This is a genomic window from Mitsuokella sp. AF33-22 (assembly GCF_003475755.1).
Taxonomy (GTDB): domain Bacteria; phylum Bacillota; class Negativicutes; order Selenomonadales; family Selenomonadaceae; genus Mitsuokella.
Window position 1 is genome coordinate 31,934 of record NZ_QRQA01000008.1, and the last position, 25,101, is coordinate 57,034.

Here is a 25,101-nt window from a genome sequence, read left to right on the forward strand (position 1 = left end):
GAAAGAAAGATTTAGGAGGTTTGACCTTTGAAGAAACAGAACTATAGATCTCTTGCCTATGCCGTCGCTCTGGCCATGAGTTTCTCCGCAGTTCCCGGTACTTCGTGGGCTGCAGAGAGCGGGGCGGATAGTTCTGCCGCAGCTGTGCAGGCTGCATCGGCAGAAAGCACTGCGGCTGCTGCGCCTGCAGCTTCTTCTGCGGAGCCGGCTGCTGCTGAGACGGCGGCTCCGCCTGCCGGTTCCTCTGCGCCGGCCGCCACGGCTGCGGAAACGGCTGCTGCGGCATCTGACGGGGCAGCATCGGCGGAAGCGGCGAAAGCGGCAGGGAATGATGCAGGCAGCGTCGACGACCGCATCGTGGACTGGGGAAAATCCCGTCCGCAGGAAGATGTCGTCAGCAAGCTCATGAAGCAGTACGAAGGTCAGACCGTTGTCGATGTGGTCTTTGACGGCACGTCGTCTCTGACGGAGGGCACGGCCAAGGCCGCGATTTCCATGAAGGCCGGGGATATGTTCACGAGCAAGGGGCTCGATGCAGACCGGGAGAAGATTTACAATACCGGATATTTCTACGATCTTTACCCGACGTTTGAGCAAGTGCCGGAAGGCGTGGTCATCACCTACCATGTACTCGAGAACCCGGTGCTCAAGGGCATCAAGATTGAAGGCAATACGGTTGAGAGCAATGAGACGCTCTACCCGCTGATCACGGTGAAGCAGGGGGCCATCCTCAACAGCCGTGAGCTCAATGCGAATGTCATGGCTCTGCAGGAGCAGTATCGCCGCGACGGCTATATCCTCGCCAAAATCACGGATATGAACATCAACAAGGAGGGCATCCTGACACTGAAGGTCAACGAAGGTGTCCTCGAGGGCTATAAAGTCAAGGGCAATACGAAGACGAAGGAGCGCGTCATCCTGCGCGAGATGCGTCAGAAGCCGGGTGAACCGTTCAACTCCAAGCTGGCCCGCCGCAGCATGCAGCGCGTCTACAACCTCGGTTTCTTCGAGGATGTCAACATCAAGATGAATCCGGGTGTCGAGCCAAATGCCGTCGTCATGGAGCTCGATGTCACAGAGAAGCGCACGGGCTCCTTCGGTATCGGCGCCGGCTATTCCAGTGAGGATGGCGTGCTCGGCATGGTCTCCATCGGCGACACGAACTTCCGCGGCACGGGCGACGCTGTCAGCCTGACGTATGAGAAGAGCGGCGATGACACGGATGCCCAGGGCTACACGTTCTCCTACCGCCGCCCGTGGCTCGACAAGAAAGAGACGGTTGGCACGCTGCGTCTCTACAACCGCACGTATGAATATGATGATTACAACACGGACGGCAATCTTATTGAGTCGTACATGCGCAAGTATTCCGGCGGTGAGCTGACGTTCGGCCGCCCAATCAGCGAGTATTCGACGAACTACCTGACGCTGCGCAACCGCACGGATTCCTACAAGCGCCATTCTGACGACGGTATTGACCGCAGCACGCCGGAATATGCAGACTGGCGTGCCAATAACTTCGGCCTGACGCGCAGCGTCACGTTCCAGAATGTCACGGATACGCGCGACAACGTCTATAACCCGATGAGTGGCAGCCGCATGAGCCTTTCCGGCGAGTTTGCCGGCCTGGGCGGCGACTTCACGTTCCAGAAGTATACGGTTGAAGGACAGCATTACATCCGCGCCGGCCATGCGCAGGTGTTCGCCCTGCGCGCCAGCTACGGCTACGGCAACGGCGAGATTTCCGAGTTCAACCAGTACCGCGTCGGCGGCCAGAGCTCGCTGCGCGGCTATCGCGAAGATCAGTTCCGCGGTGACCACATGTTCCTCGGAACAGTGGAATACCGCTTCCCGCTCATGAAGAAAGTACAGGGTGCACTGTTTACGGACTGGGGCAATGCCTGGAACAGCGGCCTGACGCCGGATGATCTGCACGGCAGCATCGGCGTGGGCCTCTCGCTGACAACACCGATTGGACCGCTGCGCTTTGATTACGGCTGGGGTGAGGATGGCGGCCGCGTGCACTTCACGGTTGGCAGCTCGTTCTGATGCTGACTGCCGGGTACCATCTGCCTGCGCCAGGGCTTGAAGGAAAGAGGGGATCAACCATGCCGGTGCGTTGGCTTTGCTTGCTGCTGGCATGCCTGTGCTTCCTGCCGGTCCGGGCGCAGGCTTCTGCACGCGTCGATGCGGTGACGGCGGTCGTTGAGGCCGATTCCGGCGTGCCGCCGCTCGTGCAGCAGCGCATGGAGACAAGCGTCCGCGTCATCGCGGAGCAGCTGCTCCTGGGACGTCCCGTGGCAGACGTGGCGGCAGACAGCGGGACCCAGGCGGAAGTGATCCGCCAGGTGTTCGACAAGGTCCTCGTCGGCTACACCGTGCGGGGCGTCGACATCGAGCCCGGCGAGAGCGTGCGGGTGACGGCGCATCTTTTACCCTGGTCGGATGTCATCCGCACCATCGAGGTGGATACGGCAGTCGAAGGCATGCCGCCAGCCGTAGAAGAGCTCGTGCGGCAGGATCTTGCCGATGTGGATGGCGTGTTTTCCGATGCGCTTTACGGGCTGCCCGTGGCGGCGACGGACTGGACAAACGGTGTGCTCAAGCATCATCTCAATGATTTCCTGGCCGAGCATCTGCCGGAATTTCGCGGTGACTTCGAGGTTGATACCACGGGGGATACGGCGCATGTGCATCTGACCGTTTATCCGCGGCTGCCCGTCGTGCGAACGATAGACCTGTCGATGCGTTCGGATACCATCCCGAATCTCACGTTGCTCAATCACCGCCAGCTCATGCAGGAGTATGTCGACCAGCTGGTCGGCGTGCCTGTTGCCTTTGTGGCGCGCCATCGGGAGGCATTCTCGGATTCCCTGGCCAAAGGACTTGACAGCCAGCCGGATTTCAAGGCCCTGCACATGAAGAGCCGCGTGAGCATTGAGCCGGCGGAGCGCATGCAGGTGATGAGCCGTTCCGATACGGACCGTTACCGCCTGCGGCTGACGGGCTGGCTGGATATCGACCGCAAGGATGACGATCATCACGATCAGCAGGACAATCTGCGCTTCCGCCTGCATGCGGGGCGCGTGATCGGTCCGCGCGACGAAGTATTTCTGCAGTTTGATTTCATGCCGCAGAATGTCAACTGGGGCTGGGAAGCCGGCTACGGCTACCGCATCGGCGTGGGAACGGAAGCGCAGCTGCGCTACGATATGCGCCGCAAGCGCCCCGTGCTTGGCGCCTTCCAGCAGCTCGCGCCGCGCTGGGGTCTGCGCTATGAATACCGGTTTGCCGATAAGCTCGGTGAGGCCGGCCTCTCATTCAAGGTACATGATTTCCTCAATCTCGAGTATGTGCGCGATGCCGATCAGGGCTGGTTCCGTCTCATAGGAAATTTCTGACGGGTCAAACCGCATGCTTGTAGACCTATGCGAAGTTTGTTATAATAAACGTGTTTCTGTGGAATCACAAAAAGGAGAAGAGAAAATGGTTAAGTTACAGAAGAAACAGGTCAAGATCATCAGTGTACTCATTGCACTCGTCTTTATCGGTTCGGTCGTGGCCCTGGCCCTGACGCAGTCCGGCTCTGGCATCGCCAGCGCGGCAAGCTCCAACGTCGGTGTCGTGGATTACCGTCAGATTGCCCAGCAGCATCCGCAGCTCCAGAGCGCTAATGCAGAGATGCAGAAAGCCGTTCAGGATGCTCAGAAGGAGTTTGAGGAGAAATCCGCAAACATGAGCGATCAGGAAAAGAACGACTACTATCAGCAGACGCAGCAGCGCCTCCAGCAGAAGAACCAGGAGCTTATGGAGCCGATCCAGAAGAGCATTGAGGATTCTGTCAAGAGCGTAGCCGAAGCAAAAGGCCTCTCGGTTGTCCTGGAGAAGAGCACGGTCGTATATGGCGGCCAGGATATCACTCAGGATGTCATCAATAAGCTCAGCAAATAATCCCTGCGGGTCATATCAGTCGTTGAGTACCGAGCCATTTATTGCGCTCGGTACTACTTGTAAGGACGAGTTGTCACCGGTATCACAGTGAAGGAGGACACGGCCCGTGGAAGAGCAGGACAAGCCGGATACTGCCGGGGAAAAACAGCCTGGCCTTTGGCAGAAAAAGCGCAGGGAAATCATCCTGGGAGCGGCGGTCGCCCTTGCTCTCGTGTTCCTCGGCGCCTGGGGCCTGCGGGCCCTGATGCCGGGCAAACCGGCTGCCACACAGACGGCTGCCGCGACCGTTGGCCTTGTCGACATACAGAAGGCCATGGAAGCGCATCCGGATTATGAGAAGCTCAAGGATTTGCGCGCTCAGTACCAGCGCCTGTCCCTTTCCCTCAAGGATACGGCTGCTTTGCCGCCGGCGACGGTGCAGCCGCCGCAGACCGACTCCAAGCCGTTTGATGATTCTGTCTGGCAGAAGAATGCACAGGCGGTCATCGGCGGCAGGACGGAGCTGGAGCGCGAGGCAAAAGCCGTCGAGAAGGCGTATCGGGAAGCACATCAGGAGGAATACGAAAGCCGCCGGAAGGCCATTGATGAGGATTACCGCCTTGCCATCTTTAACCTCAATCTGAAGATCGACAACCAGAAGGCCATGCATCATCCCTGGACGAAGCAGGAGACGCTTGACCAGGAAAAGGCGGAATGGGAACAGGAACGCGCGAACCTGCAGCAGGAGCGCGGCATGCGTCAGGCGGAGCTTGAGCGCCAGTGGAACAAGCAGGTCGCCGCGTATGTGCAGTCGGTGATGGGGCCGAAGCTTGCCGAATGGAAACAGAAGGCGAAGGACTCCATGGCTGAGCGGCAGTCCGGCGCCATGGCCAAGCAGTCTGAAGTGCAGGCGCGCAATACGGAGGCTATGCAGCAGCAGATGGACGTGTCGCTGAATCTTCAGCAGCGCGAGGCCATCAAGCAGCAGCTTTCGGAGCTCCAGCAGCAGATCGAGGTGCTCGACACGCATATCCGCAACGATATTGCCGGCAAGGCAGCCAAGATCGCCATCTTGCATCATTTCACGCTGATCCTGGCAACGCCGGCGGAGAATCTTGAGTATGCGCTGCCCCTGGGCAGCACGCCAGATCCCGATATGCAGCGGTTCTATCCCGTCATCGGTACGGATACCGAGGATGTGACAGACGAGCTCGTCACAGAGATAGGCACCATTTCTTCTGAGGAATCATGACGATCCTTTGTATCAGATATTGACATTATATAGAGAAAGAAGCGAGTCATAAAATGAAATTACGAAAGAAATCCCTGGGACTGCTGGCGGCAGCATTTGCTGCCACGCTCCTCATGAGCGGCTGCGGACAGGCTAAGATCGGTTATATCGACGGTTCGCGTGTCATGCAGGAAGCACCGCAGGTCAAATCCCTGGTGGATGAGGGCAATCAGAAGATCAATGAGGCCCGTGAGGAAGCGGAGAAGTCCCTGCAGGATAATCCGGACATGAGTCAGGAAGACGCACAGAAGGCCCAGCAGGAAGCTCAGCGCAAGATGATGAGTCTGAACCAGTCGTACCAGATGCAGCTCCAGCAGAAGATCAACGGAGCTCTGCAGGATATTGCCAAGCAGAAGAAACTCGATGCCGTCATCGACAGCGAGAAGTCGCAGCCGACAGCCATCTATGGCTGCACGGACGTGACGGATGATGTCATTGCCAAGCTGCAGTAAGGATGGGGATTGGATATGAAAAAGACATTGCAGGAAATCGCGGAGTATGTCGGCGGCCATATTGTCGGAGATGCCAGCATTGTCATCAGCGGGCTCGATAATATCGAGGGCGCTGGTGCCCATGATCTGACGTTTGCGGTCGAGCCGCATATCGAAGCGGCGAAGGAATGCGGCGCAGCGGCTGTTATGCTGCCGGAAGGCGTCGAGGATTTCCCGAAGACGGCACTTTACGTGGAGGAACCCAGGGCTGCCTTTGCGAAGCTCCTTGAGCTCTTCACGCCGAAGCTGAAGTTCCCGCAGGGAGTCAGCGAGCAGGCACACATCGGCAAAGACGTCAAGATCGGCAAGGATGTCGTCATCATGCCGTTTGCCGTCGTGGATGACCATGCCGTCATCGGCGACCGCGTGACGCTCTATCCGCATACGTACATCGGCCAGTATACTGAGATTGGGGAAGACACGGTCATTTACTCCAGCGCCACGGTGCGCGAGCACTGCCACGTCGGCAAGCGCTGCGTCATCCATCCTTCGGCTGTCATCGGCTCGGACGGCTTCGGCTTTACGACGAAGGACGGCATTCACACGAAGGTGCCGCAGGTGGGCAATGTCGTCCTCGAGGATGATGTCGAAATCGGCGCACACGATGGCATCGACCGCGCGGCGATGGGTTCTACGGTCATCGGCCACGGCACGAAGATCGACAATCTCGTTCACATCGGCCACAACTGCAAGATCGGCCCGAACTGCCTGATCGTCGCGCAGACGGGCATCTCGGGTTCGACAACAGTCGGCCACAACGTCACGTTTGGCGGGCAGGTCGGCACGGTCGGCCACATCAAGATTGGGGCCAATTCCGTCTATGCTGCGCGTTCGGGCATTATCGGCGACATGCCGGAAGGCGTTTTCTGTGCAGGCTTCCCCGTTCAGAGCCATACGGAGTGGCTGCGCATGCAGGCTTCCATGAAGCATCTGCCGGAGATTTACAAGAAGGTCAAGCAGCTCGAGAAGAAGCTGGCAAAATACGAGACGAAATAAAAACGAAGCAAAGCAGGCCTTCCTTTTCGGGAAGGCTTTCTTTTATCGAGAAACTCCAGGAGGGTGTAGACGATGTTTTCTTATTACCTGTTGAAAGCGATCAGCAAGATCTGCTGCATCCTGCCGCGTGGCGTCTGCGAGGTGATTGGACGCGGGCTCGGGAATTTTGCCTGGATCTTCGTGCCGAAACGCCGCAAGGAGCTCGCGCGCAGCCAGATCAAGATGTGTCTCGGAGTCAGTGACGAGGAGGCCGCGCGCCTCGCAAAGGCCAGCGCCGTGCGCTTTGGTCCCATGCTCATGGAGGTCCTGCGCTTCCCCGTCATTCGCCGCCATATTGACGACTATGTGCGCATCGAAGGGCTCGACAAGCTGCAGAAGGGCCTGGCCCTCGGCAAAGGCTGCATCATCGCTGCGGCGCACAGCGGCAACTGGGAGCTCATGGGCGGCGCCTTTGCGCAGGCGGGCATCCCGCTCGTGGGCGTTGCGATGAAGCAGCGGTCGGGGGCAGCGGACCGCTTCATCAATGAGTATCGCACGCTCATCGGCATGCATATCACGTATAAATCCGGCGTGCGCGAGATGTTCGACATGCTGCGCAAGGGCTGGGCCATCGGCCTCATCATGGATCAGGACACGAGCCGCCACAACGGCATCATCCTCGATTTCTTCGGCCGACCGACCAACTGCGTGCCGGGTGCAGCCTCGATGGCCCGCTTCCAGGGCGTGCCAATCTTCCCCGCCTTCATGCATCGCGACGAGCACGGATTCCACACGCTCATCGTTGGCGACCCTGTCTTCGTGGAGAAGACGAAGGATAAGCGCGAGGACATCCGCCGGACGACGCAGATTCTCACGAAGGACATCGAGGAACACGTCCGCAAGTACCCGGAGGAATGGTTCTGGCTCCATGACCGCTGGAAGTCCATGCGGGATGATTAATCGCAGCTTGCATCGCGGGCAATTGTTTTGTACAATATAGGGAGGCATATTACGGCAGGGGGTATGATTTTGCAGAAGCAGACAACATTGGAAACAGCGGTTTCCTATACGGGCATCGGGCTGCATTCCGGCCGTGAGGTCCATGCAGTTCTCAAGCCTGCGCCGGCCGATACCGGCATCGTCTTTGTGCGCACGGATCTTTCGGGGCAGCCGATGATTCACGCCAAGGCGGAAAATGTCACCTCGACGCTGCGGGCTACGACGGTGGAAGAGAATGGCTTGCGCGTGTTCACCATCGAGCATCTGATGAGTGCCTTTCATGCGCATCGTATCGATAACGCTTTTGTTGAGCTGGATTCTGAGGAACCTCCGGTCGCGGATGGCGCCTCGCTCGTCTTCTTTGAACTCATGGCGAAAGCCGGCGTCCGGGAGCTGGAGGCAGAGCGCCGCGAGGTTATCATCGACAAGGTATACCGCATCGATGATGAGGCAACGGGCCGTTTTGTCATGGTCGTCCCATACGATGGTTTCCGCGTGAGCTTCACGTCGCTCAATCCGCACAAGCTAATCGGTGTCCAGTACGAGGATTTCCACATCGATGAGGAGACGTATCATAAGGAAATCGCTCCGGCACGCACCATTGCGTATGAAAAGGAAATCGCGCAGCTGCGCGAAATGGGCCTCGGGCTCGGCGGCACGTTGGAGAGCGTCATCGTCTACAATGACGACGGCTGGCTCAATCCGCTCCACTTTGAGGATGAGCTCGTGCGTCACAAGATCCTGGATGTCATCGGTGATTTGAGGCTGGCGGGCATCATCCGCGGACATGTCATCGCCGCTGCATCAGGCCATGCTCTGAATACGCAGCTGGCCAAGAAGATCGCCGCTGCTCATCTGGCAAAATAAAGAAATCCAACTACAGTATAGATTTGAGGAAGAGGGATAACGTCATGGTATTAGACATTAACGAAATCAAGAAGATCCTGCCCCATCGTCCACCCATGCTGCTGGTCGACCGCATCACGGAAATTGAGCCGTTCCAGTCTGCTACGGGCATCAAGAACATCACGATGAATGAGCCGCAGTTCCTCGGCCATTTCCCGGATCATCCGATCATGCCGGGCGTGCTGATCCTCGAGGCCATGGCACAGGTCGGCGGCGTTGCCATGCTTTACCCTGAGGAGCATCGCGGCAAGATTGCCCTGTTCGGCGGTATGGAGCATGTGAAATTCAAGCGCCAGGTCGTTCCCGGCGACCAGCTGGTCACGAAGGCGAAGCTCGTTCGCGTGCGCGGTGATTTCGGTCTGCTTCACTGCGACGGTTATGTGGACGGTGAACTCGCTGCTTCGGCAGATTTTAAGTTCGCCTTGAAAAAACCAGAAAAGCTTTGATTTTCGCCTGTGTTACTCGCATAAACGCAGACAGTCTTTGTTCAACTCGTAAAACGCCCGGATTTGCTGTCATATGAGATACAAAAATCTGAAGTGTATTCAGGAGTATATAGAAAAGGACAGAGCAAAGCTGGCCGGCTCTTTGCCGGCATAAGAGGAAGGTTAAGGAGTTGGAGCAGATGAATACGGACAATAAGGTCATCGCATATATACATGAAACTGCTGTAATCGCGCCGGGTGCGCGCATTGCGAAGAATGTCGAGATCGGGCCCTACTCGGTCATCGGCGAAAATGTTGAGATTGGCGAGGGTACGAAGATCGGCCCTCATGTCGTCATCCACGGCTGGACGCAGATCGGCAGGGACTGCCGTATCTTCCAGGGGGCTTCCATCGGCGAGGAGCCGCAGGACCTCAAGTTCAAGGGGGAGAAGAGCTATACGTTCATCGGCGACCGCACGACCATCCGTGAGGGAGCAACGATTCACCGCGCTACGGGTGAGGGCGAGGAGACGCGTGTCGGCAGTGACTGCCTGCTGATGGCACTCACGCATGTCGCGCACAACTGCGTGGTCGGCAACCATGTCATCATGTCGAATCTGGCCAGTCTTGCAGGTCATGCCATTGTCGAGGACCGTGCGGTCGTCGGCGGCATGGCCGGCGTGCATCAGTTCGTCAAGATCGGCCGCAATGCCATGGTCGGCGGCATGTCGAAGCTCACACAGGATGTCGTGCCGTACACGATTGTCGATGGACGCCCGGCCAAGGTCGTGGGTCTCAATGCGGTGGGGATCTCGCGTGCGGGCATCCCGCTCGAGTCGCGCCGCAACATCAAGAAGGCATATAAGCTGCTTTACCGGTCGGGGCTCAGCCTGCAGCAGGCAATTGCCGTCATCGAGCAGGAAGTGGATTCCTGCGAGGAGGTCGAGCATTTCCTGCGTTTCCTGCGCAATGCCGAGCGCGGCATTTGCCGCGAGCGCCGCGAAGCAGAATAAAAGGGCCGCAAGGCCGTGAATCACAGGGATTCGGGGGATCATTATGGAAAAGATTGGACTGCTGGCCGGAGCCGGCAGATTGCCGGTTGAATGTGCCAAGGCGGCGAAGCTCCTGGGCTATGAAGTCTACGCGGTAGCACTGCTGCCGGAAACGGATGCAGAACTCAAGACCTGCACGGCGGACTGCCAGGAAATCAGCATTGCACATCTCGATGCCGTGCTGAACTACCTCAAGGAAAAACAGGTCCGCAAGGTCACGATGATCGGCAAGGTCACGAAGGAGCTGCTGTTCTCGGGCAAGGTCCAGCCGGATGCCCGCATGCTGAAGCTCATCATGGAGCTGCCGGACCGCAAGGACGATACCATCATGATGATGTTCGTGCGGGAGCTTGCCAAGGCGGGCATGGAAGCCTTCGACCAGACGGCTCTGATTCGCCGGCTCATGCCGCATCGCGGCGTCATCACCAAGCGTGAGCCGACGCCGGAGGAACGCAAGGACATGGAGTTCGGTTTCCGCATGGCCAAGGAGATTGGCCGCCTGGATGTCGGCCAGACGGCAGTCGTCAAGAACATGGCTGTCATGGCTCTTGAGGCCATTGAGGGAACGGACGCCTGCATCCGCCGCGGCGGTCAGCTGGCACGCGGCGGCGCTGTCGTGGCCAAGGTTGCGAAGCCGCAGCAGGATGACCGCTTCGATGTGCCGACGGTGGGCCTTGCGACCATCAAGGCCATGGCCGAGGTCGGAGCTGCGGCCCTGGCAATCGAAGCCGATAAGACGCTGCTCGTCGAGCGCGAAGAGATGGTCGCATTGGCTGAGGCAAACAACATAACGATTGCAGCCCTCTGAGGCGGGATTTTTTGAGGCGCGGCGGAACCAGGCCAATGGTATCCACGCGTCTCTTTCGGCGTTTTCGCGTCATTTGATTTGCGGGATGCCAGACCAGGATGGGGAAGTGAACGAGGAGCCTATGAAAATCATGATGTCAGCCGGAGAAGTATCCGGCGATCTGCACGGTGCACGCCTGGCGCGCGCCATCCATGAACAGGAACCGGAAGCGGTGCTCATGGGGCTTGGCGGCAGCCGCATGGCAGAGGCCGGCGTCCATCTGTTCCGTAATTTTGCCGATTACAATGTCATGGGCGTGTGGGAAGTCATCAAGAATCTGCGCCGTATCCTGAAGCTGCTCGACGACTTGGCGGCTTATATGGAGCAGGAGCGGCCGGATCTCTTGGTCCTCATCGATTATCCGGATTTCAACTGGCGCCTCGCCAAGCGGGCCAAGAAGCTCGGCATCCCCGTGTTTTCCTATATCCCGCCATCCGCCTGGGCGTGGCGCAAGGGCCGTGCCAGGACTTGCGCGGCTCTCGCCGATGAATTCGTGGCCATTTTCCCGCATGAGCTGCCCGTTTATGAGGCAGCCGGCGCCAAGATATCCTTCGTGGGCAATCCGCTCGTCGATACGGTCAAACCGGAGCTTCCCGAGGAAGAAGCGCGGGCGTTTTTCGGGATTCACCCCGAAGACCATGCCGTGCTCCTGATGCCCGGCAGCCGCCGCCAGGAGATCGAGATGCTGCTGCCTCCCATGCTGCAGGCAGCGGCCATCCTGAAGCGGGAAAAGCCGCAGACGCGCTTCTTCCTGCCCGTGGCGGCCGCGGAGTATGAAGGCCTGATCCGCACTCAGGTCAAGCAGAGCGGCGTGTCAGTCGTGCTGACCCATGAGAACCGCTACGCCCTGATGGGCCTTGGCGATGTGGCGGCCGCGGCTTCCGGCACGGTGGTCATGGAAGCGGCGCTGATGGGACTGCCCTGCGTTTCGCTTTACCGGCTGGCACCGCTCAACTACCTCATTGGCAGGGCGCTCGTGCACGTGAAGCACTTCACGCTGCCGAACATCCTGCTCGACAAGACCATCCAGCCGGAACTCCTGCAGGATGAGGTCACGCCGCAGCGCATTGCCGCAGAGCTCGCGCAGCTTTACCGCGGCACAGCCAGGCGGGAGCAAACGGCAGAAGAGCTCAGGAAGGCCTGCGAGCGCCTCGGCCCGCCGGGAGCGGCCGGCCGGGTAGCGGCAAAGATTTTGGCTGCTGCACGAAGAACAAGGAATTCAGGAGAATAACATGAAGAATTACAAAAGGCTGCTCCAATACATGCGGCCCTATGTCAGGCAGCTGGTCCTGGCCATCATCTGCATCATCATGGCTGCTGCAGCCAACCTCTACCTGCCGTGGATCATCAAGGACATGATCGATAAGGTGCTGGCGGACAAGGATATGGTGATGCTCAACATCATTTGCGTGGGTATCGTCGTGGTCTTCCTGCTTCGCGGTATCTTCTTCTACGGCCAGTCGTATCTCGTGTCGTTCATCGGCCAGAAGGTCATCATCGATGTGCGCGAGGTCATGTTCCGCAAGTTCCAGCGCATGCCGATGTCGTATTTTGACCGTCATCAGACGGGCGAGGTCATGAGCTACATCACGAACGATGTCGCGGCCATCCAGTCGGCACTCGTCGATCAGCTCATTGAGATGGTCACGGAAGGTTCGATCCTCATCGGCTCCCTGGTCTTCATGGTCATCCTGGACTGGAAGCTCTCCATCCTGACGCTGGTGGTCATCCCGCTGGTCGGGCAGGCCATGAAGATCTTCGGGCGCAAGATCAAGCGCAACGGCACGGTCATCCAGGAACGCATGGCCGATATCACGTCCCTGCTGCAGGAAAGCATTTCCTCCATTCGCGTCGTGAAGTCCTTCGTGCGCGAGAACTATGAGATCAAGCGGTTCTGCCGCCAGAATGACCTCAATTTCCAGGCGGCCATGAAGAACGTGCAGCTCACGAGTCTCTTGACGCCGTCCGTTGAATTCCTCGCGGCCATCTCGGTCACGGTCATCATCTGGTTCGGCGGCTATGAGGTTGTCAACGGCGTGCTCACCGCCGGCTCTCTCGTCGCCTTTCTCACGTATGCCGTCAACCTCGCGAATCCGGTGAAGCGCCTTTCGCGTGTCTACGGCAACCTGCAGCGCGCCATGGCTGCTGTCGACCGCGTCTTTGCCGTCATCGATCTCGAGGAGACGATCACGGACAAGCCGGATGCCAAGACGCTGCCGAAGGTCAAGGGACATGTTGTCTTTGATCACGTCTCGTTCGAGTACAAGAAGGGCGTGCCGGCTCTCTCGGATGTCAGCCTCGAAGTGAAGCCCGGCCAGATGATCGCGTTTGTCGGCCCCAGCGGTGCCGGCAAGTCGACGATTGCCAATCTGATTCCGCGCTTCTATGAGGTCACGTCAGGCTCCATTTCCATAGACGGTTACGACATCCGCGATGTGACCGTATCGTCCCTGCGCGAGCAGATCGGCATCGTGCCGCAGGAGACGATGCTCTTCTCCACGACGATTCGTGAGAATATCCGCTACGGCCGTCTTGATGCCACGGATGAAGAAGTGGAGGCGGCTGCCAGGGCGGCCAATGCCGATGTATTCATTCGCGAGCTGCCGCAGGGCTACGATACGCAGATCGGCGAACGCGGTCTCAACCTTTCGGGCGGCCAGCGCCAGCGCATGGCCATTGCCCGCGCCATCCTCAAGAATCCGCAGATCCTGATCCTCGATGAGGCGACTTCGGCTCTCGATACGGAAAGTGAGAAAATCGTTCAGGCTGCGCTCGACAAGCTCATGGTCGGCCGCACCTCGTTCGTCATTGCGCATCGCCTGTCGACCATCTTCAACGCAGACCAGATCTACGTCATCGACGGCGGCCATATCAAGGAACACGGCACGCATGAAGAGCTCCTGAAGCTCGGCGGCCTTTACAGTTATCTCTACAATATCCAGTTCAGCAAGAAAACCATGTAGAAAGGGAAGAGGATATGCAACTACTCTATAATATAGCGGCTGTCATCATCGTGGTGCTCGTCATCCCGATGTTCATGGTCCGCTCGGTGCGTGAGAAAGGCTTTGTCGAACGCATCCGGCAGAGCCTGGGCTTCTTCCCCGAGCATGCACTCGACAAGGTTGAGAAGAAGGACTGCATCTGGGTGCATGCCGCTTCTGTCGGCGAGATCGTTGCGACCAGCCCGCTCATCAAGGAATTCCGCAAGGAGTTCCCGAAGAGCCCGATCCTTGTCTCCGTGGTCACGACGAGCGGCTATGAGATGGCCAATCGCATCATCAAGGATGCCGACGCCATCATCTATTTCCCGCTCGATCTGCCATGGCTGGCTGGGCACGTGCTGCGGCGCATCCGCCCGCGCGTCTTCCTGCCGGTCGAAACGGAGCTCTGGCCGAACTTCCTCAAGACGGCGCGCAAGATTCACGTGCCGGTCATGATGGTCAACGGCCGCATCAGCGACAAGAGCGTCAAGCAGTACAAGCACCTGCACAGCCTGCTGCGCGATATGATCGGCACAGTCAAGCTCTTTGCGATGCAGTCGCCCATCGATGCGGAATACATCAAGCGCCTCGGGGCTCCGCCGGAGCTCGTGACGATTACGGGCAACACGAAATTTGATCAGACGTATACGGATGTCAGCCCTGAGGAGAAGCAGGCCATCATCCGCAGCATGGGGCTGGAGCAGAACGACGGCATCTTCCTGGCCGGATCGACGCATCGCGGGGAAGAAGAACCCGTGCTGCAGGCATTTTGCGCCGTGCGCAAGACGCACCCGCACGCGCGCCTCGTCATTGCGCCGCGTGAACTCCTGCGCACGACGGAAGTCGTTCATCTCTGCCGCAAGGCCGGCTTCACGGTCACGACGCGCACGCGCCTGCAGCATGAGGAGCCGCATGATGAGGACATCGTGATCCTCGATACCATCGGCGAGCTTGGACGTGTCTACAGCATCGGCGATGTGGTCTATGTCGGCGGCAGTCTCGTGCCGCATGGCGGCCACAACATTCTCGAGCCGGCCGCTCATGGCAAGGCCATCATCGTCGGTTCCCACATGTTCAATTTCAAGGATACGTACGCGCTCTTCAAGAACCGCGATGCCTGCATCACGGTCCACCACGGCGCCGAACTGGCCCGGGAGGTCACGCGCCTCTTCGACGAACCGGAGCACCGTCATCGCATGGAGGAGGAGACGCGCGCCATCGTCTCCGAGAACAAGGGCGCCTCGCGCAAATCCGCCATCCTGCTCCATCAGATGCTCGATGCATACGAGAGCTGTGCGGAGAATTTCCACCGGGTCCGATCGACGCAGAAGATCACGAACTTCCAGACCTATTTCATCGACCTTGTCCATAGTAAGAAGGTAGAGGGCTTCTTTCCCAATGTCATCATGGGAATTCTCTACATCTTCTCGCTGATTTACGGTCTGCTCGTCAACATCAAGCTGGCCGGATACAAATACGGGGTGTTCAAGCGTGACCATCTCGACTGTTTCGTCATCAGCCTGGGCAATGTGACGGTCGGCGGTACGGGCAAGACGCCGACGGCGCAGCGTCTCGCACGGGATATCCGCGATATGGGCTACCGCGTTGTCATCCTCAACCGCGGCTACCGCGCCAAGTGGCACGGCGATGTCGGCATTGTCTCCGATGGCCGCCGCCTGCACATGGATGCGGCGGAAGCCGGCGATGAAGCGTACATGCTCGCGAAGCACCTGCCGCAGGTCCCCGTGCTCATCGGCGCAGAACGCGCCAAGACGGGACGCTACGCGATGGAGCATTTCGGCGCTGAAGTCGCAATCCTCGACGACGGTTACCAGCACTGGCAGCTGGAGCGCGACCTCGATATCCTGCTCGTCGATGCGGTCAATGTCTTTGGCAACGGCTACATCCTGCCGCGCGGCACGCTGCGCGAGCCGGTTTCCCATATCAGCCGCGCCGATGTCTGCCTCATGACGAAGGTCGATCAGGCGGCGGAGGGTTCCTGCGATTACATCCGCAAGACCGTCCATCATTACAATCCGAAGGCGCAGATCTTTGAGAGCATCCATCAGCCGCGCTGCTTCATTCCCCTGTCGGACTGGTATGTGAATATCGCCGGTGAGGGCATTGACGTCAGCCTCATGAAGGGCAAGCGCATCATGGCCGTCTCGGCCATCGGCAACCCTGCTTCGTTTGAACAGACGCTCTCGGATATCGGTGCCGTGATCGTCGAGAGCCTTCGCTACCCGGATCATCATGATTACACGATGTCCGAGATGGCCGATGTGTTCCAGCAGGCTGAAAATGTCGGCGTCGAGGCCATCGTAATCACAGAGAAGGATGCCGTCAAGATTCCCGCGGATGTCGCGCGGGAGAAATGGTCCATCCCGGTCTACGTCATCTGCGTGGAGGTTACCTTCCAGCAGGAGGCGGAGACATTCAAGGATATGCTGCGCAAGCGGCTGGCTGAACGATTGGGCAGCCGAGAGAAAGAAGAGAAAGGATCGATTGAGTCATGAAGGTTCTCTGTGTGATTCCGGCGCGTTATGCATCGACGCGCCTGCCCGGCAAGCCGCTCAAGGATATTGCCGGCAAACCGATGATCTGCCGTGTCTATGACCGCGCGTCTGAAGCGGAGAAAATCGCGGCCGCCATCGTGGCCACGGATGACGAACGCATTTATGAGGCCGTACGCCAGCATGGCGGGAAGGCTGTCATGACGCGTAAGGACCATCCGACGGGGACGGACCGCCTGGCCGAAGTGGCGGAGAAGTATCCGGATGTCGATCTCATCATCAACGTCCAGGGCGATGAACCGCTCATTGAGCCGTCGCTCATCGATGAGCTGGCCGCAGCCTTTGAGGAGGATGCGGCGCTGAAGATGGCGACCGTCTGCACGGAAATCCAGGATAAGGAAGAACAGGAGAACCCGAATAACGTGAAGGTCGTCATGGACAAAAACGGCTATGCCCTTTATTTCTCGCGTTCCCTGATGCCGTATCCGCGCCACGCGGGCACGCCCGTGTACAAGCACATCGGCATCTATGCCTACAAGCGCGACTTCCTGCTCCGCTATGCGAAAATGGAGGAAACACCGCTTGAGCATGCAGAAAGCCTCGAGCAGCTGCGGGCCCTTGAAAACGGCTACCGCATCAAGGTCATCAAGACGCCCTACCGTTTTGTTGGCGTCGATACGGAGGAGGATCTCGCGAAGGTAAACGAGATTTTCCGTCAGATGGCCAACGCGTAACACGACAGATGGGCCGGCCGTTCAGGTGCCGGCTGTTCCTTGCGAAAGAAAGTGGAAGGTGAATGATATGAATAAGGTCAAAGTTGGGAATTTCATGATTGGCGAAGGTGAGCCGCTGGCTCTTTTGGCCGGCCCCTGCGTTCTTGAGGGCCTGGACCGCTGCCTGCTGATCGGCCGCACCATCAAGGAAATCTGCGAGCGTCTCGGCATCAATTACGTTTTCAAGGCATCGTTTGATAAGGCAAACCGCTCGTCCTTCCACAGCTTCCGCGGTCCGGGCCTCGAGAAGGGCCTGGAGATGCTGCAGGGCATCAAGAATGAGCTCGGCGTGCCGGTCGTGACGGATATTCATGAGACGTATCAGGCCGCTCCGGCGGCGGAGGTCGCCGACATCCTGCAGATCCCGGCCTTCCTGTGCCGTCAGACGGATCTCCTGCACGCAGCTGCTCAGACGGGCCGCGTCGTCAATGTCAAGAAAGGCCAGTTCCTGGCACCGGAAGACATGCGCAATGTCGTCGACAAGCTCCATGAGAGCGGCTGCGATCAGATGATGCTCACGGAGCGCGGCGCGTCCTTCGGCTACCACAATCTCGTCGTCGATATGCGCAGCCTGCCCATCATGCGCAGCTTCGGTTATCCGGTCGTCTTCGACGGCACGCACAGCGTTCAGCTGCCGGGCGGCAACGGCACGACGTCGGCGGGCAACCGCGAATATGTGGAATACCTCGTGCGCGCGGCCGTCGGTGTCGGCGTCGATGCCCTGTTCCTCGAGGTCCACGACAATCCGGAGGAGGCACTTTCCGATGGTGCCAACATGGTTTATCTTGACAAGCTGGAAGGCCTCCTGAAGGATGCCCTGGCTATTCACAAATACGTACATCATCAGGCGTGAGAGGAGCGGGAAACGTGATCAAGGAAAAGGCAATCGAGACTCTTGATATCGAAGGCAAGGCGGTGCTGGCACTCAAGGACCGCATCGGCGATGAATTCGTTGCGGCCGTGCGCTGCATCCTGGATTGTCCGGCACGCGTCGTCGTGACGGGCATGGGCAAATCGGGCCATGTGGGCCGCAAGATTGCGGCCACGCTCGCCAGCACGGGCACGCCATCGTTCTTCATGCATCCGGCCGAGGCGTTCCACGGCGACCTCGGCATGGTCACGGAGAAGGATATCGTCATCGCGATTTCCAACAGCGGGGAATCGACGGAAGTCGTCAACATCCTGCCTATCATCCGCCGCATCGGTGCGACGATCATCGCGATGAGCGGCCGCCGCGACTCCCAGCTCGGCAAGTTCTGCGATTACTTCATCGACATCAGCGTCGAGCGCGAAGCCTGCCCGCTCGGCCTCGCGCCGACGGCCAGCACGACGGCAACGCTCGCCATGGGCGATGCCATCGCGATGGCACTCATGTCGGAACGCAATTTCACGAAGCAGGATTTTGCACTCTATCATCCGGGCGGAGCCCTGGGCCGCAGATTGCTGCTCAAGGTGGAGAATGTCATGCATACGGGTGAAGAGAATCCGCTCATCCACTGCGGCAAGACGGCCAAGGATGCGCTTTTCGTCATGACGGACAAGGGCCTCGGCGCCGTTTCCGTCATTGATGACGACGGCAAGTTCGTCGGACTCATCACCGATGGCATCATTCGCCGTGCTCTGGCCAAGGATTACAAGTTCCTCGATGAAGCCGTCGAGAACATCATGTTCAAGGAACCGCTGACCATTGCACCGCAGCAGATGGCGGCGGCGGCGCTCTCCGTCATGGAGAAGCACAAGCCTCGTCCCGTTACGGTCCTGCCAGTCATCGATGAGAAGGGCGTGCCGGTCGGTATCGTGCATCTGACCGACCTCCTGCGTCAGGGAGTGGTCTGATATGGAATTTACAGCAGAAGCGATTCGCCGCGCCGAAAAGGTACGGCTTATCATCTTTGATGTCGATGGCGTCCTGACGGACGGCGGCATCTATATCGGTGCGGAGGGCGAACTCTTCAAGCCGTTTTTCTGCCGCGACGGCCTCGGCGTGACCATGGCACACCGTTCGGGCCTCAAGACGGCAATCATCACGGGCCGACAGTCGCGTCATCTCCTGTACCGCGCACAGGAACTCCACATCACGGAGGTCTTCCAGGGCAATCTCGACAAGCGTGCGGCTTATCGGGAATTGAAGGCAAAGCTGGGCCTTGCCGATGAGGAAATCGCTTACTTTGGCGATGACCTCGTGGACCTGGCCATCATGCGCCAGGTCGGGTTCCCGGCAGCCGTGGGCGATGCCGTGCCGGAGGTGCGGGAGGCTGCCGTGGCCGTCTCGGGGTTCCCGGGCGGGCATGGCGCCGTGCGCGAGCTCATCGAGTTCATCCTCAAGGCACAGGGCAAGTGGCAGGCGCTCCTCGATGATTTCAAGGCACTCGACGAGGCGGACGGCCTCGCACAGTGAACGCCCCGTGATGATACGGGATATTATTTGCGAACGACATTGGAGGCATTTCATCCATGCAGTATAAACTTGTGATGTTCTTGAGCAAGGTAGCCTGCCATACGCCTTACCGGCTGCTGATGGCAATCGGCTATGTGCTCGGCAATCTCTACTATCTCCTCGTCAAGAAGGAGCGGGAGCGCGCAGTGGCGCAGATGATGCCGGCTCTCGGCATTCCGGAGCAGGAAGCGCGCCGCCTGGTGCGCGCATCCTTTGTGAATCTCGCGCGCAACGTGCTGGAAATCCTCTATATGCCGCATCTCAATGAAAAGAACTTTGAGCAGTACATCGAGATCGATCATCTGGAGCGGCTCAAGGCGGCGCTGGCCGAAGGGCATGGCGTGGCCATCGTAACGGGTCACATCGGCACGTGGGAATGGCTTTCGGCTGCCTTCACGCTCAATGGCCTGCCGGTCACGGCCATCGCCAAGCCGCAGCCGAACATGCAGTACACGTATGCGCTCAACGATTTGCGCAAGACGATCCACGTCGAGATTTTCTCGCGCGGCACGAGCGAGCTCATCGCAGCGGCCCGGGCGCTTAAGAGCGGCAAGATCCTGGGCTTTCTCGTCGATCAGGATGCGGGCCCCGGCGGTGCGTTTCTGCCGTTCCTCGGCCGCATCGCCGCGACGCCGATGGGGCCTGCCGTCTTTGCCCGCAAGTTCAACTCGCCGGTGCTGCCGGCTTTCATCCTGCGCCAGCCGAATGGCAAGCACAAGGTTGTCGTCGGCGAGGTCATGCGGTATCATGATACAGGGGATACTGACAAGGATCTCCTGGAACTCACGGCGCGCATGACGAAAGTCGTGGAGAACATCATCCGTGAGAATCCGACGCAGTGGCTCTGGTTCCAGAAACGCTGGAACACGAAGCCGGAACAGCAGAAAACCGGCAAGCACCATACGGTAAGGGGGCAGGAAAGCAAGAAATGAATGGGAAACAAAAAGCCCTTGTGGCACTTGGTCTGCTCCTCTTTGTCTGCCTTGTGGTCTGGGCCGTGCGGACAGTCCCGGAGACGCCGCAGGTCAACAAGGACCAGAATGACGGCCCGAAGGTCATGTCGTACGATAACAACACCATCAGCGAAGAGAAGGATGGCGTGAAGATCTGGGATCTGACGGCTGACCACATCGATGTCGATATCGATACGCGCAACGCGGAGATGACCGGGATCACCGGGCATTTTTACCAGCAGGACGGCCGTTCGGCCGAGGTCAAGGCAGACCATGCCTCGTACGACAATACGAGCAAGGATATCGAAATCGACGGCAATGTCATCATTACGACGAGCGACGGTGCTGAGCTGACGAGCGACCAGCTCCTGTGGACTGCTGAGCAGCAGATGCTCTCGGCTGTCGGTCAGGCCAAGGTTTCGAATGATACAATCCGGGCCTGGGGCGATCGCATCGACAGTACAGACGGATTCAAGAAAATCAAGATTTCTGGCAAGGCCCATATTGAGAAACTGTTGGAAGGGGAGAAGACGCAACAATGAAGAATGGTAAACTGAAAGGGCTGCTCATTGCCCTGGCCGCTTTGACTTCCCTGCAGATGGGGACAATCTATGCGGCCGAGAGCGGGGATGTCCCGGCATCCCTCGATGCCGATACGCTGGAATACGACATGAATACCGGTGAGGCCGTGGCCGTTGGCAACGTGCTCCTGAAGCGTGGCACGTCGAAGGTGGCCGGTGCGCATGCCACGTATAATTCCAAGACGCAGGCCGCCACGGTTGACGGCAACGTCATCGCCGTGCGCGACGATCTGCGCATGACCTGCGATCACCTGATGTCCGATGGCCAGGAGCACATGATGGCGACGGGCAATGTCCATGCGACGCAGGGCGACAAGAGCTTCTCCGGTGAGCAGGTGGACTATTTCCCGCAGCAGAATGACTACGTGGTCATCGATCGCGGCGGCACGATGACGCAGGGCGACGATACCTTCACGGCAAACCGCATCTACGGCTGGCTCAAGGATGAGCATTACATCGGCCAGGGCAATGCCCACGTGGTAAGCCCGTCCCGCGGCATGGAAGCCGGAGGTGACCAGATGGATTACTACGGTAAGGAAGATAAAAAGGCGGTCATCACGGGCAATGCCTGGGCTGTACAGGAAAATAACACAATGCGCAGCAACCGCATGACGATTTATCTTGCCGATGACGGGTCAGCTAAGGTACAATAAAGTGATGGAAATAGCGTAAGGCGTATGTTGGAGGACACGATTTTGCATATCGAGGCAAGAAACCTGGTAAAGACATTCAAGAAGCGCACGGTGGTTGACCGCGTGTCTCTGCGCGTGGAAAAAGGGGAGATTGTCGGCCTTTTGGGGCCGAATGGCGCGGGCAAGACCACGACATTTTACATGATTGTCGGCCTGGAACGTCCGACGTCCGGCGAGGTATTCCTGTCGGATGTCAATATCACGGATGAGCCGATGTATCACCGTGCAGCTCTGGGCATCAGCTATCTGACGCAGGAAGCCTCGATTTTCCGCAAACTGACCGTCGACGAGAATATCAAGGCCATCCTGGAGACGACAAAGCTCTCGCGGGCTGAACAGAAAGACAAGCTCGAGGAACTCCTCGAGGAATTCCATATCACGCATGTGCGGGAACGCAAGGGCACGGAACTCTCCGGCGGCGAGCGCCGACGTGTGGAAATTGCGCGCTGCCTGGCTCTCGAACCGCAGTTCATCCTGCTCGATGAGCCGTTTGCCGGCGTCGACCCGCTGGCCGTGGCTGATATCCAGGAAATCATCCAGTATCTCCGGGAACGGGGCATGGGCATCCTAATCACGGACCACAACGTCCGCGAGACGCTGCAGATCGTCGACCGCGCTTACATCCTCAACAGCGGCAAGATCCTGCTGGAGGGCGACAGCCAGACGATTGCCAACAGCCCGGTAGCAAAGAAATTCTACCTCGGCGATAATTTCACGTTGTAACGGAGAGACAAGCCATGCACATCAGAATCCTAGACAAGTATATATTCAGGGAAGTGTTCAAGGCTTTCCTCTTCGGCATCTGCGCGTTCTCGGCCGTATTCATCGGCTCCGGTACGCTCTTCAAGATTGCCAAGTACATCACCGACTACGGCGCTTCGCTGCCGGCCGTCGTCAAGATCTTCATTTTCGGGCTGCCGTCCGTTATCATGTGGACCTTCCCGATGTCCATGCTGCTCGCCACGCTGCTGACGTTCGGCCGTTTGTCGAGTTCCAGTGAGATCACGGCCATGAAATCCTGTGGTATCGGTTTTTACCGCATCGCGGCACCTGCCGTGCTCATGGGCCTCATCGTCAGCATCGGCGCTATCGCGTTCAACGAGTACGTGGTGCCGTGGGCCAATACGGCTTACCGCAACGTGCTCTACTATGAGATCCAGGGCAACAACGGCATGAAGTCCCAGGAACACATCATCCTCAAGGATATCGAGAACGGGAAGATCCAGCGCCTCGTCTACGCGCGCCGTTACGATGGCGATACACAGACGCTGCAGGGCGTGACGATGCAGGATTTCAACGAAGAGGGCAAGGTCCGTCACGTGGAGAATGCCGAGTACGCCGAGTACAGCATGGACAAATGGGTCATGCACAACGGCATGCTCTATGACATCTCGGAGGGCCAGAGCGAGCACAGCATGCGCTTTGATACGCAGGTGCTGCCGATCAAGGCCAATCCGAAGCAGATCGTGCGGGAACAGAAGGATCCGGAAGAACTCACGATGAAAGAATTGCGTGCTCAGATCAACATCATGAAGACGCAGTATGTCGATACGAACAAGCTTGAGGCAGAGCTCTATCAGCGCATCACGGTGCCGATGGCGAGCCTGATCTTCGCGCTCATCGGCGTGCCGCTGGGGCTGCAGCCGACGCGCAACAGTTCATCGGCCGGCTTTGCGATGAGCGTCATCATCATTTTCTTCTATTACGCGCTGATGACGATGGGCAATGCCCTGGCGCGCAGCGGCATGCTGGCGCCGCTTATCGCCGTCTGGATTCCGAATATTGTCGGACTGATAGCAGGCGTTATCCTCATACGCAGGGCATCCCTCTGATCCGGGGCCTGTCGCTGCGGGAGCAGAAAAACTTTCAGGAAAGGTGGCAGAAACAGGATGTATGGTGTCCTTCTCATTGTAGTCTTGATCATCACTGGCGGAGCCATCGCTTTTATCGGTGACCGGCTCGGCACGAAGGTAGGCAAGAAAAAACTTTCCATCTTCGGCCTGCGTCCGCGTCATACATCAATCATTGTCACGATTTTTACCGGCGTGTGCATTACGACGCTGACGTTCGGCGTCATGGCAGCGACGTCGAAGAACGTGCGCACGGCTCTGTTCGGCATGGAAAAGCTCAATCAGCGCATGCAGACGACCCAGAACAATCTCAACCAGGTGTCGGCGGATCTCGCCGCTGCTCAGCAGGAGCAGGAAGCGGCCAATGCAGCGTTGGAGCAGTCGCATAAGGAGATTGCGGATCTTCAGGAGCAGCAGAAGTCGCTGGAGGAAGAATCGCGTCAGCTGCAGGAGGGCAACCGCCTCCTGGAGCTTGCCAAGCAGGAACTCATGCAGCGCAACGATGTGCTGGCTGCCGACAACGATAAGCTGGGGCAGCAGAACGATATGCTGCTCTCCGCCAATGACTCACTGACGAGCCGCAACGCTGAGCTTTCCGGCCGCAATGAGATATTGACCGCGGACAACAAGACGCTTGAGCAGCGTACCGAAGCGCTGCGTAATGGCCTCATAACGATTCGCGAGGGCGATATCATCTTCCGGGCCGGCGAGGTCATCGCCAGCGGTGTCATCCGCGGCAACCGTCCGGTCGCGGAAGTCGAGGCGGACATGCAGGCGCTCGCACAGCTCGCAAGCCGCAATGTATCGGCGCGTCTCGGACAGGATGTCTCGGACAAGGATGTCTGGATCTACAAGCCGGAATTCGAATCAGCCGTCCAGACCATCGCCAAGAGCCCGCAGGATATGGTCGTGCGCGTGGTGGCTGCCGGCAATCTGGTGCGCGGTGAAGAGGTTCGCGCTTCGCTGCAGCTTTACAAGAACAGTGTCATTTACCAAGACAAGGAATTCATCATCGCCCGCGCTTATCAGCTCAAGGGATCCAGCGGTGAGGCCGAGCAGACGGTCATGAGCTTCCTCAAGGAGGTCAATATCGCGGCTTCCGGCAAGGGAATCCTGCAGGATCCAATCCGCGGATCCGTGGGTGTCATGGATGGTGCTCAGTTCTACGACATCGTCAATGATCTGGCCGGCCGCCGCGGCACGGTGGTGCTCTCCGCCTACGCCCGCGGCAATACGGATGCACTTGGACCGTTGCGCCTCAATATCAAGGCCGAGCAGCTGCCCGACCAGCCCTGAAGGCGCTGAGCCGGGTGCGGGAGCACATGCAGATGAAGAAACGTTCCGGGCCCGCAGCAGGCAGCTCTGCGCGGGCCCGTTTTCTATAGGAAAGTGAGGCAGGATGCAT

At 58.6% G+C, this 25,101-nt stretch carries 24 protein-coding genes; all 24 read left to right on the forward strand.

Features of this window, described 5'->3' with window-relative positions:
• Positions 1-27: 27 nt before the first annotated feature.
• The 24 genes from DWZ54_RS06255 to DWZ54_RS06370 all read left to right on the forward strand — a co-directional run bounded on the left by DWZ54_RS06255 (position 28) and on the right by DWZ54_RS06370 (position 24,992).
• The gene (locus DWZ54_RS06255; RefSeq protein WP_370245748.1) at positions 28-2,049 is read left to right on the forward strand and encodes an outer membrane protein assembly factor; all 2,022 of its coding nucleotides are present in this window, start codon (positions 28-30) and stop codon (positions 2,047-2,049) included.
• A 59-nt stretch (positions 2,050-2,108) separates the two neighbouring features.
• On the forward strand, positions 2,109-3,401 hold the full coding sequence (locus DWZ54_RS06260; protein ID WP_199663281.1) for an acylphosphatase: 1,293 nt from the start codon (positions 2,109-2,111) through the stop codon (positions 3,399-3,401).
• Positions 3,402-3,486: 85 nt separating this feature from the next.
• Entirely contained in the window at positions 3,487-3,951 is a 465-nt protein-coding gene (locus DWZ54_RS06265; protein ID WP_118014938.1) for an OmpH family outer membrane protein, read from the forward strand.
• Between the two features lie 106 nt (positions 3,952-4,057).
• Complete coding sequence (locus DWZ54_RS06270) at positions 4,058-5,182, forward strand: hypothetical protein (protein ID WP_118474947.1); 1,125 nt, start codon at positions 4,058-4,060, stop codon at positions 5,180-5,182.
• Positions 5,183-5,235: 53 nt separating this feature from the next.
• Entirely contained in the window at positions 5,236-5,673 is a 438-nt protein-coding gene (locus DWZ54_RS06275; protein WP_118014940.1) for an OmpH family outer membrane protein, read from the forward strand.
• A 15-nt stretch (positions 5,674-5,688) separates the two neighbouring features.
• Positions 5,689-6,708, forward strand: a complete 1,020-nt coding sequence (gene lpxD / locus DWZ54_RS06280) for a UDP-3-O-(3-hydroxymyristoyl)glucosamine N-acyltransferase (protein WP_118474948.1) — start codon at positions 5,689-5,691, stop codon at positions 6,706-6,708.
• A gap of 72 nt (positions 6,709-6,780) precedes the next feature.
• On the forward strand, positions 6,781-7,647 hold the full coding sequence (locus DWZ54_RS06285; RefSeq protein WP_118014942.1) for a lysophospholipid acyltransferase family protein: 867 nt from the start codon (positions 6,781-6,783) through the stop codon (positions 7,645-7,647).
• A gap of 63 nt (positions 7,648-7,710) precedes the next feature.
• Positions 7,711-8,553, forward strand: coding sequence for a UDP-3-O-acyl-N-acetylglucosamine deacetylase (gene lpxC, locus DWZ54_RS06290; protein ID WP_370245749.1), 843 nt, complete (start codon positions 7,711-7,713; stop codon positions 8,551-8,553).
• A 44-nt stretch (positions 8,554-8,597) separates the two neighbouring features.
• Positions 8,598-9,038 (forward strand): 3-hydroxyacyl-ACP dehydratase FabZ, encoded by a 441-nt coding sequence (gene fabZ / locus DWZ54_RS06295; protein ID WP_118014944.1) that lies wholly within the window; start codon positions 8,598-8,600, stop codon positions 9,036-9,038.
• A 179-nt stretch (positions 9,039-9,217) separates the two neighbouring features.
• Positions 9,218-10,030 carry an acyl-ACP--UDP-N-acetylglucosamine O-acyltransferase gene (gene lpxA, locus DWZ54_RS06300; protein ID WP_118475013.1) on the forward strand — a complete coding sequence of 271 codons (813 nt, stop codon included), beginning with the start codon at positions 9,218-9,220 and terminating at the stop codon, positions 10,028-10,030.
• A gap of 43 nt (positions 10,031-10,073) precedes the next feature.
• Positions 10,074-10,877: an LpxI family protein gene (locus tag DWZ54_RS06305; RefSeq protein WP_118014945.1), complete on the forward strand. Its 804-nt coding sequence runs from the start codon at positions 10,074-10,076 to the stop codon at positions 10,875-10,877.
• A 121-nt stretch (positions 10,878-10,998) separates the two neighbouring features.
• Positions 10,999-12,147: a lipid-A-disaccharide synthase gene (lpxB, locus tag DWZ54_RS06310; RefSeq protein WP_118474950.1), complete on the forward strand. Its 1,149-nt coding sequence runs from the start codon at positions 10,999-11,001 to the stop codon at positions 12,145-12,147.
• Position 12,148: 1 nt separating this feature from the next.
• Entirely contained in the window at positions 12,149-13,879 is a 1,731-nt protein-coding gene (gene msbA / locus DWZ54_RS06315) for a lipid A export permease/ATP-binding protein MsbA (protein WP_118014947.1), read from the forward strand.
• A 14-nt stretch (positions 13,880-13,893) separates the two neighbouring features.
• Positions 13,894-16,413 (forward strand): tetraacyldisaccharide 4'-kinase, encoded by a 2,520-nt coding sequence (lpxK, locus tag DWZ54_RS06320; RefSeq protein ID WP_118474951.1) that lies wholly within the window; start codon positions 13,894-13,896, stop codon positions 16,411-16,413.
• Positions 16,410-17,144 carry a 3-deoxy-manno-octulosonate cytidylyltransferase gene (kdsB, locus tag DWZ54_RS06325; RefSeq protein WP_118474952.1) on the forward strand — a complete coding sequence of 245 codons (735 nt, stop codon included), beginning with the start codon at positions 16,410-16,412 and terminating at the stop codon, positions 17,142-17,144. Before lpxK ends, kdsB begins: the two co-directional genes overlap by 4 nt.
• Before the next feature lie 67 nt (positions 17,145-17,211).
• A complete protein-coding gene (gene kdsA, locus DWZ54_RS06330; RefSeq protein ID WP_118474953.1) occupies positions 17,212-18,036 on the forward strand; it encodes a 3-deoxy-8-phosphooctulonate synthase in 825 nt (274 codons plus the stop codon).
• A 14-nt stretch (positions 18,037-18,050) separates the two neighbouring features.
• Complete coding sequence (locus DWZ54_RS06335) at positions 18,051-19,019, forward strand: SIS domain-containing protein (RefSeq protein WP_233519458.1); 969 nt, start codon at positions 18,051-18,053, stop codon at positions 19,017-19,019.
• A 1-nt stretch (position 19,020) separates the two neighbouring features.
• Positions 19,021-19,581, forward strand: a complete 561-nt coding sequence (locus tag DWZ54_RS06340; protein WP_118014952.1) for an HAD family hydrolase — start codon at positions 19,021-19,023, stop codon at positions 19,579-19,581.
• A gap of 56 nt (positions 19,582-19,637) precedes the next feature.
• The gene (locus DWZ54_RS06345) at positions 19,638-20,552 is read left to right on the forward strand and encodes a lysophospholipid acyltransferase family protein (protein ID WP_118474954.1); all 915 of its coding nucleotides are present in this window, start codon (positions 19,638-19,640) and stop codon (positions 20,550-20,552) included.
• On the forward strand, positions 20,549-21,115 hold the full coding sequence (gene lptC / locus DWZ54_RS06350) for an LPS export ABC transporter periplasmic protein LptC (RefSeq protein WP_118014954.1): 567 nt from the start codon (positions 20,549-20,551) through the stop codon (positions 21,113-21,115). The genes DWZ54_RS06345 and lptC overlap by 4 nt, the downstream gene beginning before the upstream one ends.
• The gene (locus DWZ54_RS06355; RefSeq protein WP_118014955.1) at positions 21,112-21,807 is read left to right on the forward strand and encodes an LptA/OstA family protein; all 696 of its coding nucleotides are present in this window, start codon (positions 21,112-21,114) and stop codon (positions 21,805-21,807) included. Before lptC ends, DWZ54_RS06355 begins: the two co-directional genes overlap by 4 nt.
• 42 nt (positions 21,808-21,849) lie before the next feature.
• Positions 21,850-22,569 carry an LPS export ABC transporter ATP-binding protein gene (gene lptB, locus DWZ54_RS06360; protein ID WP_118474955.1) on the forward strand — a complete coding sequence of 240 codons (720 nt, stop codon included), beginning with the start codon at positions 21,850-21,852 and terminating at the stop codon, positions 22,567-22,569.
• A gap of 14 nt (positions 22,570-22,583) precedes the next feature.
• Positions 22,584-23,678, forward strand: coding sequence for an LptF/LptG family permease (locus tag DWZ54_RS06365; RefSeq protein WP_118474956.1), 1,095 nt, complete (start codon positions 22,584-22,586; stop codon positions 23,676-23,678).
• A 57-nt stretch (positions 23,679-23,735) separates the two neighbouring features.
• The gene (locus tag DWZ54_RS06370) at positions 23,736-24,992 is read left to right on the forward strand and encodes a DUF3084 domain-containing protein (protein WP_118474957.1); all 1,257 of its coding nucleotides are present in this window, start codon (positions 23,736-23,738) and stop codon (positions 24,990-24,992) included.
• The last annotated feature ends 109 nt before the right edge of the window (positions 24,993-25,101 follow it).

Excerpts from the sequence above, each read along its gene's own strand:
- DWZ54_RS06365 (WP_118474956.1), top strand. The coding sequence starts at position 22,584 with ATGCACATCAGAATCCTAGACAAGTATATATTCAGGGAAGTGTTCAAG.
- msbA (WP_118014947.1), top strand. The coding sequence starts at position 12,149 with ATGAAGAATTACAAAAGGCTGCTCCAATACATGCGGCCCTATGTCAGG.
- DWZ54_RS06265 (WP_118014938.1), top strand. The coding sequence starts at position 3,487 with ATGGTTAAGTTACAGAAGAAACAGGTCAAGATCATCAGTGTACTCATT.
- DWZ54_RS06370 (WP_118474957.1), top strand. The coding sequence starts at position 23,736 with ATGTATGGTGTCCTTCTCATTGTAGTCTTGATCATCACTGGCGGAGCC.
- lpxC (WP_370245749.1), top strand. The coding sequence starts at position 7,711 with ATGATTTTGCAGAAGCAGACAACATTGGAAACAGCGGTTTCCTATACG.
- DWZ54_RS06305 (WP_118014945.1), top strand. The coding sequence starts at position 10,074 with ATGGAAAAGATTGGACTGCTGGCCGGAGCCGGCAGATTGCCGGTTGAA.
- lptC (WP_118014954.1), top strand. The coding sequence starts at position 20,549 with ATGAATGGGAAACAAAAAGCCCTTGTGGCACTTGGTCTGCTCCTCTTT.
- lpxA (WP_118475013.1), top strand. The coding sequence starts at position 9,218 with ATGAATACGGACAATAAGGTCATCGCATATATACATGAAACTGCTGTA.
- DWZ54_RS06355 (WP_118014955.1), top strand. The coding sequence starts at position 21,112 with ATGAAGAATGGTAAACTGAAAGGGCTGCTCATTGCCCTGGCCGCTTTG.
- lpxK (WP_118474951.1), top strand. The coding sequence starts at position 13,894 with ATGCAACTACTCTATAATATAGCGGCTGTCATCATCGTGGTGCTCGTC.
- DWZ54_RS06340 (WP_118014952.1), top strand. The coding sequence starts at position 19,021 with ATGGAATTTACAGCAGAAGCGATTCGCCGCGCCGAAAAGGTACGGCTT.
- DWZ54_RS06345 (WP_118474954.1), top strand. The coding sequence starts at position 19,638 with ATGCAGTATAAACTTGTGATGTTCTTGAGCAAGGTAGCCTGCCATACG.
- DWZ54_RS06275 (WP_118014940.1), top strand. The coding sequence starts at position 5,236 with ATGAAATTACGAAAGAAATCCCTGGGACTGCTGGCGGCAGCATTTGCT.
- DWZ54_RS06260 (WP_199663281.1), top strand. The coding sequence starts at position 2,109 with ATGCCGGTGCGTTGGCTTTGCTTGCTGCTGGCATGCCTGTGCTTCCTG.
- fabZ (WP_118014944.1), top strand. The coding sequence starts at position 8,598 with ATGGTATTAGACATTAACGAAATCAAGAAGATCCTGCCCCATCGTCCA.
- lpxD (WP_118474948.1), top strand. The coding sequence starts at position 5,689 with ATGAAAAAGACATTGCAGGAAATCGCGGAGTATGTCGGCGGCCATATT.
- DWZ54_RS06285 (WP_118014942.1), top strand. The coding sequence starts at position 6,781 with ATGTTTTCTTATTACCTGTTGAAAGCGATCAGCAAGATCTGCTGCATC.
- lpxB (WP_118474950.1), top strand. The coding sequence starts at position 10,999 with ATGAAAATCATGATGTCAGCCGGAGAAGTATCCGGCGATCTGCACGGT.
- kdsA (WP_118474953.1), top strand. The coding sequence starts at position 17,212 with ATGAATAAGGTCAAAGTTGGGAATTTCATGATTGGCGAAGGTGAGCCG.
- kdsB (WP_118474952.1), top strand. The coding sequence starts at position 16,410 with ATGAAGGTTCTCTGTGTGATTCCGGCGCGTTATGCATCGACGCGCCTG.